Annotated in this window: 7 protein-coding genes; 4 read left to right on the forward strand and 3 right to left on the reverse strand. The window is 61.9% G+C overall.

Annotated elements, in window-relative coordinates:
• Nucleotides 1–2: 2 nt before the first annotated feature.
• On the reverse strand, nt 3–1,283 hold the full coding sequence (locus DRW39_RS19650) for a metal-dependent hydrolase family protein (protein WP_116108794.1): 1,281 nt from the start codon (nt 1,281–1,283) through the stop codon (nt 3–5).
• A gap of 12 nt (nt 1,284–1,295) precedes the next feature.
• On the reverse strand, nt 1,296–4,541 hold the full coding sequence (locus DRW39_RS19655) for a S41 family peptidase (RefSeq protein WP_198664955.1): 3,246 nt from the start codon (nt 4,539–4,541) through the stop codon (nt 1,296–1,298).
• A gap of 146 nt (nt 4,542–4,687) precedes the next feature.
• Here DRW39_RS19655 and DRW39_RS19660 point away from each other — a divergent pair, with 146 nt between their 5' ends.
• On the forward strand, nt 4,688–7,072 hold the full coding sequence (locus DRW39_RS19660) for a glycoside hydrolase family 127 protein (RefSeq protein ID WP_198664956.1): 2,385 nt from the start codon (nt 4,688–4,690) through the stop codon (nt 7,070–7,072).
• A gap of 666 nt (nt 7,073–7,738) precedes the next feature.
• Nucleotides 7,739–10,072, forward strand: coding sequence for a glycoside hydrolase family 127 protein (locus tag DRW39_RS19665; RefSeq protein WP_116108796.1), 2,334 nt, complete (start codon nt 7,739–7,741; stop codon nt 10,070–10,072).
• 137 nt (nt 10,073–10,209) lie between these two features.
• Here DRW39_RS19665 and DRW39_RS19670 read toward each other — a convergent pair whose 3' ends face one another.
• Nucleotides 10,210–11,577 (reverse strand): Gfo/Idh/MocA family protein, encoded by a 1,368-nt coding sequence (locus DRW39_RS19670; RefSeq protein ID WP_116108797.1) that lies wholly within the window; start codon nt 11,575–11,577, stop codon nt 10,210–10,212.
• Nucleotides 11,578–11,756: 179 nt separating this feature from the next.
• On the opposite strand from DRW39_RS19670, the gene DRW39_RS19675 reads away from it, so the two are divergent.
• The gene (locus tag DRW39_RS19675) at nt 11,757–11,987 is read left to right on the forward strand and encodes a hypothetical protein (protein ID WP_116108798.1); all 231 of its coding nucleotides are present in this window, start codon (nt 11,757–11,759) and stop codon (nt 11,985–11,987) included.
• Between the two features lie 17 nt (nt 11,988–12,004).
• Nucleotides 12,005–12,556: a hypothetical protein gene (locus DRW39_RS19680; protein WP_116108799.1), complete on the forward strand. Its 552-nt coding sequence runs from the start codon at nt 12,005–12,007 to the stop codon at nt 12,554–12,556.
• Nucleotides 12,557–12,697: the final 141 nt, after the last annotated feature.

The raw sequence follows: 12,697 nt of genomic DNA on the forward strand, positions 1-12,697 counted from the left end.
CGCTAATCCTGGATGTGGATTCGGCCATCCCGCATCACAAAGACGAGCCCGTCCTGGAGCGTAGCCGCAAAAGCGCCCTCCAGATCGCCACGGAAGGCGACCAGGTCCGCCAGTGCACCGGCCCGGACGACACCCAGGTCATCGCGGCCAAGCGCGCGGGCCCCGTTCCGCGTAGCGTACTGCAACACATCGACGGTAGGGATACCCGCTTCGGCGTAGCTGACCAGCCCCGTCACGGCGGCCCATCCCGGCGGGTCGGTGCTCTCCAGGTACATATCCGACCCCCATACGATCTCCACGCCGGCGGCAATCGCGCGACGGAGGCGGTCCTGGCTGCTGGCCACCCAGTTGCGGACGTTTTCCTCGCTGATCTCTATATCAGGGCCGGCCTCGAAAATGTGGATGTAGCCCTCGGCGGTTCCGTCGGTCGGCACCAGGTACACTCCGGAATCCGCCATCATGCGCAGGGTTTCGTCGTTCACCGAGTAGCCGTGCTCGATACCGTCCACGCCGGCCCTTACCGCGTCGCGGATCACGTCGTCGTAGGTTGCGTGGGCCGTGACCCGAAGACCGTGACGCCGGGCTTCCTCCACCATGGCGGTCATTTCCTCCACCGACAGCGTCAGGCCGTGGTCGTTGGTCGCGCAGATCTTGATTACGTCCACCCCGGCGGCGGCGTGGTCGGCTACTTCCCGGCGGGCTTCCTCCACGGTGCGTACGATGGCGTATTCCTTAGCCACGATGGGTTCGTGGTAGTAAGGAAGGTCATCGAACTGCCCACCCGGCGGACTGATGATCGGTCCGGAAGCAAACAACCGGGGGCCGTCGATCCAGCCCTCCTGCAGGGCCTTGCGCAGCGGTATATCCAGGTACGTTCCGGAATTGCCCAGGTCGCGCACGGTGGTCACCCCGGCTTCCAGCCACGTGCGGGCGCGCTCGGCGCCGCGCAGGATCCGCTCGTGGTCGGTGTGCTGGATGATGTCCTGCTCCATCGGAACGTTAGACCGCTGCATGAAGAGCAGGTGGGTATGGGCGTCGATCAGGCCGGGCGTCACGGTCGCGTCGCTCAGGTCGATGCGGGTGTAGCCGGCGTGCTCGTCCCCGTCCGCGTCGGTGACCGCCTCGATGCGGTCGTTGACCACGAAGACGAAGCGATTTTCCAGGAAGGCCGCGCTCTCGGCGTCGAAGAGCCGACCGGCGTGAATGAGGTAGCGGGTAGTATCCTGGGCGCCGACCGTGCCGGAGAACAACAGGATGAGGAGCGGGAAAGCCTTGTAAATCATGTGTGGAGTGGTTTATCGGCTGCCCAGATCGTCGAGCATGACGTCAACGGCCCGCTCCAGTTGCTGGTCGCGGCCGGTGGCGATCACCGCCGGTTCGTTTTTCACTTTTATCTGGGGCTCGGTCTGGTTGTTTTCCATCCAGTCGCCGTCGATGTCGCGGGCACTCACGGGCACCACGCCCCACACGATGCCGTTGGGCAAGCGTTCCCAGCCGGCGAAGCTGCATGTACCGGGAGTGGGCATACCTACCGTCTTGCCGATCTTCAGGTCGGAGTAACCGGCGGCGAAGCAGTGGCCGTCGCTGTACTGGGCCTCGTTGATAAGGGCCAGCGTCGGCTTCGTCCAGCGGGAGGTCGGTTCGCCGCCCACCACTTTAGCTTCGGTCGCGTAGGTGATGAAGGGGACGCCGGTGAAGAACATCGCCAGGTCGGCTACCAGGTCACCTCCCCCGTTGAAGCGGGTGTCGATGATCATGCCTTCCCGCTCGAAGTACTTACCCATCATATCCTGGTAAATACTCCGGTAGGGTTCGTCGCTCATGCCGGGAATGTGTACGTAGCCCAATCGGCCCTGGCTCCGCTCGTTCACTTCCTCCTCGTTCCGCTCGACCCACCGCTTGTACAGCAGCCGGGATTCCTCCCCCTGGCTGATGGGCTTTACGGTGATGGTGGTCCGTTCGTCCGATGTGGTATCGACCAGCTCCAGCAGGGTGAAGTCCCCTTCCAGGCGGTTCAGGTAGGCGGCCCAGTCACGATCGGCGGAGACGACCTCGCCGTTGATGCGCTCGATCAGCATGCCCGGCTTCAGATCGAAGGCCGCGCGGTCCAGTGGGCCGCCATCGAGTATCTCCTCGATCAGGATGCCGTCACCGGTGTGGCCGTAGTCCGCGAATATGCCCAGGGCGGCCGTTTCGTCGGGATTGTCCCCACCGCTCGGGCGATAGCGGGCTCCGGCGTGGGATACGTTCAATTCCCCGAGCATTTCGGAGAGCAGTTCGACCAGCTCGAAGTCATTGCCGATGGAGGGCAGGTGCTTGGCGTATACGGTGCGCAGCGAATCCCAGTTCGCGCCGTGAAAATCGGAGCGATAGAAGATCGCGTCCGTCCGCTGCCAGACGTGGTCGAAGATGGCGGTCCGCTCGGCTACCTCATCGAAGGGGATCTCGCCCTGCAGTTTTACCGGCGTCTTTTTCTCCTTGTCAACGTCCAGTTTGGTGATCTTACCGCTGCTGAGGAGGTAGAGGTTTTCCTGCTTTTTATCCCACTGGAGGCTACCCCCACCGGCGCCCAGTTCCAGGGCCATCTTGGTATCGCGGGTGCGCAGATTGGTGACCCACAGGTTCATCTTGTCCTCGAAGCTGCTGAGGTAATACAGTTTCTCGCCGTCCTTGGAGAGCACCGCGTCGCCCAGGCGGGAGGAATGGATGGTGAGGCGCTTGGTACGGTCGTGCAGGCCGTCCCAGTCGAAGGTGAGCGGTTCGACCTTCGTGCTGTCCGTCTTGGTTTCTTCCTTCTTTTTCTTGTCCTTCCCCTTATCGTCGGCCTTCTCTTCTTTGTCATCCGCCTTATTGGCTTTCTCGATGGCTTGCTGGAGTTTGTATTCCTCCTCGCTCAGGTTGAACTCATCCCAAGCAGCCTGGGTGAAGAACATGGCGTAGACATCCTGTTCGCTTTGCCCGCTGGTGGCGTAGGACTTCAGTCCGTCGCGGTTGCTGAACCAGATCATGGCCTTTCCCTTATCCACCCACTTCGGGCGGGAATCGTAGTAGCCGCTCTCGGTCAGGTTAACGCGTTTGCCGCCGTCGGCCTTCAGCAGTAAGACCTCGCTGTTGTTCAGCAGGACGTCGTGTTCGACCAGTAACCACTCGCTATCGGGGCTCCACGTAAAGTATTTGTCGCCGTCGCGCATGTGGAAAAGCTCATCGGCACCGAGCAGGGTGGTGTCCTTTCCGGTGGCGATATCGCGGACTTTCAGCGTGCGCCGGTCCTCGATCCAGGCCAGGCGCTTGCCATCCGGGGAGTATTCGGCCAGGTAGTTATCCTGACCGTTTTCCAAGACGGGCGTTTCTTTCAGCAGGGTAGCGGCGTAGAAGAAGGGCTCCTCTTCGCGGACCTTTTCGGATTTGAAAGTGCTCCACTTGCCGTCGCGTTCGCTGGCGTAGACCACCGATTTTCCCTCCGGCCCCCAGCTCACGAAGCGTTCCCGTTCGGGCGTGGTGGTGATGCGCTTGGTGAAGGATTCGTCCGTCGAGGTCACGAAGACCTCACCGCGAGCCACGAAGGCGATCTCTTTACCGTCGGGCGAGACGGCCATCTCTTCGATGTCGCCGTCCACGCTCACGAAGCGGTCGGTATTGCTGCCGGCCTGGGTGACGATGTTCACCTTTACTTTTTGTGGTTCGCCGCCCTCGCGCAGGGTGTAGAGTTCGCCGTCGTAACCGAAGCTGAGGAGATCGCCCCCCCGGCTCAGGAAGCGTACGGGGTGGGGCCCCAGGTCGGTCAGCTGTTCGTCGTTTTCGCCGGACAGGTCACGCTTGTACACGTTGAAATTGCCGACCCGCTCGCTCAGGTAGTAGAAGCCATCACCGTCAGCGGTGAAGACGGGCTGCCGCTCCTCGGCGGCGTTGTTCGTCAGCTGTCGGTGGGTTCCCGTTGCCATATCGTAGGCCCAGATGTCGCGGGTGATGGCGGAGGTATGGTGCTTGCGGTATTCGTTCTCGCCGCCCTTCTTGTCGTGGTAGAGCAGCGTCTTGCCGTCGGGGCTTACCTGGGCGTACTCGGCCGGTACGGTCAGCAGCTGGCCGACGCGTCCGCCCGTCGCGGGTATGGTGTAGAGTTCGGGCTGGCTGCCGGTAGGAAACTGCCGGTGTTCGGCCGCGTCCTGCCGCTGACCGCCGAAGATGACGGTGCTGTCACTCGCGCCAAAAGCGAAGGGCATCTCATCGGCACTGTGGTAGGTGAGTCGGGTGGCATCCCCCCCGGTGGCGGGCATCACGAACACATCGAAGTTGCCGTAGCGGTTTGAGGCGAAGGCGATGCGCTGGCCGTCCGCGCTCCAGGTGGCCATGTAGTCGTGGGCATCGTGGTAGGTCAGGCGATTGGCGTCACCACCGACGGCCGGTACCGTGTACAGATCGCCGCGGTAGGTGAAGGCAATGCGGGAACCGTCGGGGGAAATAGCCGCGTGGCGCAACCAGTTCGGTGACGATTGGGCGGTCAGGCCGAGGGTGGCTATAAGGAGGGGGAGAATTAGTTTCACGGTCAGGGGGGATTGTACAGCCGGTAAATATCCGCAAAACGACGTCGAATTCCGCCTTTCGGTTGCAAGTATTCTACCTGCGCTCCGCCGCCCAAATGGTATGCGGGAATCTTTTAATACTTTTCGTACCGGCCAATTCCTCTACCGTGCGCTACCTGCTTTCCCTCATTTGTCCGCTGATGACCGCTCTCCCCCTGGCGGCCCAGCAGGACTATCCCATCACGCCGGTCTCCTTTTCGGAGGTGCGTATCCAGGATGATTTCTGGCAACCGAAAATCCGGACGAACCACGAAGTAACCATCGCCATTGCGAAGAGCCAGGAGTCGGGGCGCATCGATAATTTCCGGATGGCGGCCGGTCGCATGGAGGGGGCGTTTTGTACGGAATACCCCTTTGACGACAGCGATATCTACAAGATCATCGAGGCGGCCAGCTACTCCCTGCAGACCTTTCCGGACGCAGGCATGGAGGCGCAGGTTGACAGCCTAATCGAACTGGTTGCCGCCGCCCAGGAGCCGGACGGTTACCTCTACACCACCCGCACCATCGGCGAGAACGTCCACCCCTGGGCCGGAAACGAACGCTGGGAACTGGTCCACGAGCTCAGCCACGAACTGTACAATCTCGGCCACCTCTACGAAGCCGCCGTCGCCCACTACCGCGCCACCGGAAAACGGAGCCTGCTGGACGTCGCGATCAAGAGCGCGGATCTGGTCGACGCCACCTTCGGCGCGAAAAAACTTCGCGACTACCCCGGCCACCAGGAAGTGGAGCTGGGCCTGGTCAAGCTTTTCCGCGTCACCGGCGAGCAGCGCTACCTCGACCTGGCGAAGTTCTTTTTAGACGTCCGCGGCCGCCCCGGCGTGGGGAACCCCAAGCAGTACGATCAGTCGCACCTGCCGGTTACGGAGCAGTCCGCCGCGGTGGGGCACGCCGTACGCGGTGCCTATATGTGGACCGCCATGGCCGACGTGGCCGCCATCACGGGCGATAGCGCCTACCGCCGCGCCATCGACCGGATCTGGCACGATATCGTCGACTCCAAGTATTACCTCAACGGGGGCATCGGCGCCACGGGTAGCGGGGAGGCCTTCGGGGACGCCTACGAACTGCCGAATATGACCGCCTACGCCGAAACCTGCGCCGGCGTGGGCGTGGTGCGTTGGAACCACCGGCTCTTCCTGATGACCGGCGAGAGTAAGTACATCGACGTACTGGAGCGGTCACTTTATAACAATGTATTGGACGGCGTATCGCTCTCCGGCGACCATTTCTTCTACCCCAATCCGCTCGCTTCCATGGGGCAGCACGAGCGGCGGGAATGGTTCGGTTGCGCCTGCTGTCCACCGAACGTGGCGCGTACGTTGCCCTCCATGCCGGAGTACATCTACGCCTTCCGGGACGAGGATATCTACGTGAATATGTACGTTTCTTCCGAAACGGAGGTAAAAGTGGAGGGTACGCCAATCCGCCTGCAACAGGAAAGCGGCTTTCCGTGGGAGGGTACCGTCCGCCTGAGCGTCGATCCGGAGTCTCCGGTGCAGGCCCGGCTACGGCTGCGGGTGCCGGGCTACGTGCGCAACGCCCCTACACCCGGTGATCTGTATCGCTACGCCGATCCCGAACTGCCGGCCTTTACCGTCACGGTTAACGGCTCGATCGTACCGGTAACAACGGACGATACCGGCTACCTCACCCTCGACCGCACCTGGCGGCCCGGCGACCGGGTGGAGGTCGACCTCCCCTTCGCGGTTCATGCCGTGCGGGCCGACGATCGCGTATCCGCCGATAGCGGTCGGGTGGCTTACGAACGGGGACCGCTGGTATACGCGGCGGAGTGGGCCGATAACGACGGGGAAGTCCTCAACCTGATCGTTGACGAAAGCACCCCGGTACGCGCGGAGAAATCCGGTGAACTGGGCGGCGTCTACGTACTGCGCGGTCAGGCCAAATCGGTCGCCCGCCAACTCGACGGCACCCTGACGACCTCCGCTGCCAAACCCCTGACCTTGATCCCCTACCACCTCTGGAACAACCGCGGACCGGGCGAAATGGCCGTCTGGCTGCCGACCACCGTGGAAAGCGCCCAGCCCGCCCCGGCGCCTACCCTGACGTACACCAGTACGATCACCTCTTCGCTGGACGACGCAAAACCCCTGATCGCCCTCCGCGACCAATTGCTCCCCAAGCATTCCAACGATCATTCCATCCCCTACTTTCACTGGTGGCCCCGTAAGGATAGCCGGGAGTGGATACAGCTGGATTTTCCCGCCCTGGCCAACGTATCGAAGGTCAGCGTCTATTGGTTCGACGATGGCCCCGACGGCGGCTGTCGCATTCCGGCCGACTGGCACGTCGAATACCGCACCGGTGACGGCTGGTCTCCGGTCGAGGCGAACGGCGACTACCCCATCGCCAAGGACGAACTCAATACCGTCACCTTCTCCACCGTACAGACGGACGGCATCCGCCTGCTCGTGGACCTGCCGGAGGATTTTGCTGCGGGTTTGTATGAGGTTATTTTGGAATAGCATTAGTCGTCCGCCCAGCGTAGCTGGTCTGCCGACGGGTCGAGTGGTTTCCTCTCCCCCCGGCCCCCTCTCCAGAGTAGAGGGGGTGAACCCGCTGACCTTTTTTTGGTAGTTTGCGCTATTACACCTATAGTAAGAGCCAATCCTATTTTCCGGGGGCACCGCTGATTATTGAAGCGTCAGCGGGTGCATACCTCTCTCGGCAATGACACCTCTCTTCAAAGTAGAGGGGTGGACCTGCTAACCTTCTTCCGGCGAACACGGGTCGCGGGGGAAGGACTGAATTAGTGAGGGACTGAATTCGTTAATGGGCGGGGATGCTCGCTTCGCTCTTGGAGTCGCTAGTCGCGCCTTCGCTCGCCTTCGGCTTGCTCTTATAGGGTCAAACACAGATTGCACAGAGATCGGGCACGGATTAACCACAGATTGGCTGCGCCGCTCCTTCGTAGATTTTCACAGCGCGTTCAAAATACGCATGCCGCGAAAGCACCGCCCGTATCCATCCGGAGCGCCGCAGGCAAATCAGTGTAAAATCTGTGCCAATAATCGGTGCAATCGGTGTTGCCTCTAACACGCAAGCCGCAGGCGAGCAAAAAACCTCCCTAGCGCGAAGCGCATCCCCCGTGGCCCTACCACTCCGTACCTTACTACCTCCACCCATCCACCATGCGCCAGCTACTCCCAATTTGTCTGCTGCTATGCCTCACTTGCTGCCTGAAGGCACAAAGCACGGCACCACAGGACCGCACCCCCGTTGACCCCTTCCCCCTCCACCAGGTCACCCTCCTCGACGGCCCCTTCCACCACGCCACCGAACTGAACGAGGCCTCTTTGCTGAGCTACAACCCCGACCGCCTCCTCGCCCGCTTCCGCATGCAGGCCGGGCTGGAACCGAAGGCCGAAGCCTACGGCGGCTGGGAAGCGGAATCGCTGGCCGGCCACAGCCTGGGCCATCACCTGAGCGCGCTGGCGCTGATGTACCAGACGACCGGCCGGGATACGTTCAAGCGCCGCGCAGCGTACATCGTGGATCAGCTGACCGAAATACAGCGGGCCAACGGCGGACAGTACCTCGGTGCCTTTGACAACGGGAAGGAGGTCTTCGAGAACGAGGTGGCCAAGGGGGACATCCGCTCGCAGGGTTTCGACCTCAACGGCATCTGGGCGCCCTTCTACACCCACCATAAGGTGATGGCCGGACTGCGCGACGCCTACCAGTTACTAGGCATCAAGCAGGCTCTGGAGGTGGAAAAGAACTTCGCCGACTGGATCGGCGGCATCGTCCTGGGACTGAGCGAGGAGGAAGTACAGCATATGCTCGACTGCGAATTCGGCGGGGTGCAGGAAACCCTGGCCGACCTCTACGCCGATACCGGGGAGGAGAAATACCTGGAGATCGCGCGGGTCTTTCATGACGAATCCATCATCGACAGCCTGGCCATGGGCGAGGATATCCTGCCCGGTAAGCACGGCAATACCCAGATCCCGAAACTGATCGCCTCCTCCCGCCTCTACGAGATCACCGGCGAGGAGTCCGACCGCAAACCCGCGGAATTCTTTTGGGACCGCGTCGTCCACCACCACTCCTACGTGACGGGCGGCCACGGCAACTGGGAATACTTCGGCGCGCCCGATCGGCTCACCAACCGGTTGAGCGAGGGCACCACCGAGACCTGTAACGTCTACAATATGCTCAAGCTCTCCCGCCACCTCTTCCTCTGGGAGCCGCGGGCGGAAGTGGCCGACTACTACGAGCGGGCGTTGTTCAATCAGATCCTCTCCTCCCAGGACCCCACGGACGGCCGGGTAGTCTACAACCTATCCCTCGAGATGGGCGGCCACAAGGCCTTCCAGGACCCGGAGTGGTTCACCTGCTGCATCGGCACGGGTATGGAAAACCACAGCAAGTACGGCGCCAATATTTATTACCACGACGATGACGCGCTCTACGTGACGCAATTCATCGCCTCCGAGCTGGCATGGGCGGAGCGCGGGCTCACCCTGACCCAACAAACGAACTTCCCGGAGGCGCAGAGCACCGAACTCACACTCTCGCTGGATATTCCCCAAACCTTTACGCTTCACCTGCGGCATCCCTTTTGGGCGGCGAGCGCAGGTATAAAGATCAACGGCGAACCCCAATCTTCTTCCTCTACTCCCGGCACTTTCATCGCCCTGACCCGCGAGTGGTCCGACGGCGACGTAGTCACTCTCGACCTGCCCTTCCACCTGCGGCTGGAGGCCATGCCCGACGACACCAACCGAATTGCCGTCTTTTACGGACCGCTGGCCCTCGCCGCCGACCTCGGCCCGGTAAACGACCCCGAAGCGGAAGCGCGTGATTACGTACCGGTACTGATGTCGGAAAGCCGGGACCCGGCGGAGTGGCTGGAACCGGTCGCCGGCCAGGTCAATACCTTTCGCACCACCGGTATCGGTGAACCCCGTGACGTGGAATTGCGGCCCTTCTACCGCGTGAACGACCGCACCTACACCGTCTACCTGGACCTCTTCAACGACGAGCAGTGGGCGCGGCGGCAGGCGACCTACGATACCGAACGGGAGCGGAAGCGCCGCTTGGAAGCCATCACCTTCGATCGCTTCCAACCGGGGGAGATGCAACCCGAGCGCGACCACCAGTTCACCGGCGACAAGCTGAACCTGGAAGAAGACTTCCGCGGCCGGAAGGCCCGCGGTTCGGAACGCGGCGGTTGGCTGTCCTTCACCATGAAAACCCCGACGACCGGCCAGATCGGCCTCGTATTAGAATACTGGGGCGGCTACACCGGCTCCAAGACCTTCGACATCCTCGTCAACGGGGAAAAGATCGCCACCGAAAATATCTCCGGCAAGGCCGACGGTAAATTCATCGACGTGCGCTACGAAATCCCGCAGTCCCTGACGCTGGGCCGGGAGGAAATCACCGTCAAATTGCTGCCGCATACGGGGCACCGGGCGGGGCCGTTCTTCTTCGCGCGTACGGTGACAGGAGAGGAGTAGCCAGAGAAGTAGAAGGACGCAAAGGAAAAACGCGGAGCAGCGACCCGTCGGCGGACCAGCTACGTTGGGCAGCCGACTATTGACCGACGAGCGTAGCGAGCATCCCCGGCCATTCAAAAATTCAGTCCCTCAAGCATTCACTCCATTTTAAGCGGGTCCCACTCTACCACCTTGCGACCGAAATAGCTTTCATTAGCCGCCAGCGAGGGCGCAGCAGCCCGGAAGCCGAAGGCCCCGTCTTCCACCACCATCCCGTCGTTCCGGATCGCATCGAACCAGTTGCCGAAGTGGTGCACGTGATCGCTGTAGCCCTCCGGTGCGCGGTAGGTCCATTCGTTCGGTCCCTCCACGGCGGGCGGCGCGGGAGGATACTCCTTCCCGTACCACTCCTCAAACTCCGCCCGCTGGGCCGCCGGGAAGGTGTTGTAACTGTCCCACCCGCCGTAGCCGGGTGCCGCGGGCAGGGTTTTGCGGCGCAGGGTGATGGAACTTCCCGTCACTTCCAGGCTGCCCTCCGTGCCCACGAAGCGGGTACGCGAGCCACCGCCGCCCCCGTCGACGAAGTTGACCCGCAGCTGCATGTTGAAGGCCGGGTGACTTTCCTGCTCGCCGTAGTCGCAGCTGGCGATGAAGACGTCGGGTACGTCGCGGCCGTCGGTCCAGTAGCGGAGGCCACCGGTGGCGTAGACGCGCTCGGGACCGAGTGAGTCGAGAATGCGGTGGGCACCCGAGAAGAGGTGCACGAAGAGGTCGCCCGCCACGCCCGTTCCGTAGTCGCGGTAGTTTCGCCAGCGGAAGAAGCGTTCGGCGTCGAAAGGGCGGTCGCCCGTGTCCTTGAGGAAGATGTCCCAGTCCACGGTCTCGGGGGAGGCATCGCGGGGGATGGAGTACTGCCAGGCACCCAGCGCGCTGAAGCGGTCGTTGAAGGTTTCGACCAGTACTAGCTGGCCCAGGTCGCCGCGACGGTACAGCTCGCGGGCCTGCTCCGTCAGGATGGAACTGACGCGCTGACTGCCCACGATCAGTATGCCCGGATTGCGGGCTTCGGCTTCGAGTACGGCCCTGCCTTCGTCTAGTTGTTGCACGAGGGGTTTCTCGCAGTAGACGTGTTTGCCCGCATCCAGCGCCTCGATGGTTATGGTGTCGTGCCAGTGATCAGGCGTGGCTACGATGACGGCGTCTATGTCGGGGCGGGCCAGGATCTCCCGGTAATCGCGCGTCAGGAAAAGCTCGCTCCCGTACAGCTCGCGGGCGCGCTCGAGATGACCGGTGTACAGGTCACAGCCTGCCACCAGTTTCACCCCGGGGTGTTGTAGGGCCGCGGCCAGGTCGTTGAAACCCTGGATACCGAGACCGATGCAGGCCAGGTTGATCCGGTCATTGGGACCTACGTGGGCCCCGGGGGCGGCGAGCGTTTTACCCGTTACCGAAGTAGGCAGCAGGGGGGCAGCCAGCAGGCCGGTAGAAAGTTGCCGGAGAAAGCGGCGGCGGGTGCGGGTAGACATGTCGAGGCAGCGTTTAGGGGCGGTAGGCCAAGAAACGGCTCTTAACCGACATCACCGCTCACTTGTCGATACACGTCCTTCCCATCATCGCGGCCCCAATGTTTTTCGACCGGCGGAACACGGGTGCGGGACTCCGCATCTAAAAACCGCTATCTTCCCGGAGATCGATAAAATCACCCATGAGCGACGAACTGAAAAATATCCGCCAGGCCCTTAAATCAGAGGGAATCACCGTGGAAAAAGAAAAGGATAAACAGGTCCATCTCGCCCACGGTACCTCGGTCGAAGTGATCGGTCCGGGGCGCTATCGGGTCCTGAGCGACGGCGAACCAATCTCCCCCTTCGACAGCGCCGAGGAGACGGCCGGCTTCATCAAGATGGACTGGGCGCAGCGGGGGCTGAAGCGGTAAGCGCTACCTTGGGCGACATGCCCTACTCTTTCTTGCTGCACGCGTTTCTGTATTCGCTGATCTGGCTACCTGCCTTGCTGACCGGGCAGTCGGAAGCAGACTACGTACGTGCCCTGGCTGCGGAGCTGGACGGCCAAATGGAGGTGAACGTGACCAGTGGCCGGGTGGACATCGTTACGGAAGACTATGCCATCGAGGTCGACTGGGCAAACAAGTGGAAGGAAAGCATCGGGCAATCACTCTGGTACGGATTGCAGACCAACCGGCGCGCGGGGATCATTCTTATCCTGCGCTCCGACGCCGATTATAAATACTTCGTTCAACTCAATTCCGCCCTGGCGCACGGGGAATTGGAAGGCAAAATCCGGACCTGGGTATACCCAAACGACTTCCCTGGGCTGTCCCCGGCTTCCGCCCCGGCGCCGCCACCATCAGCCGGCACGGTGACCGATTACTGGTTGAGCACCAACAGCAACAAGCGCCATCGCAAAAGCTGCCGCTGGTATGCCGAGTCCAAAGGACGCTACTGTACGGTGGACGAGGGGGTAGCGGCGGGCTGCTGTCACTGAAGTGCCACGGAATCGGAAGTTTATGTGCGTTTGGCGATTAGGAGGCCCCGGGAGAGAGTAGGAAAACGGATTTGGTGCCCCTCGCTATTCGGCTTCGATTAAATAGGGAATAGGTGCGGCAAGTTGGAGATCGGGTGGCGT

The sequence above is a fragment of the Lewinella sp. IMCC34191 genome (assembly GCF_003390935.1).
Classification (GTDB): domain Bacteria; phylum Bacteroidota; class Bacteroidia; order Chitinophagales; family Saprospiraceae; genus Neolewinella.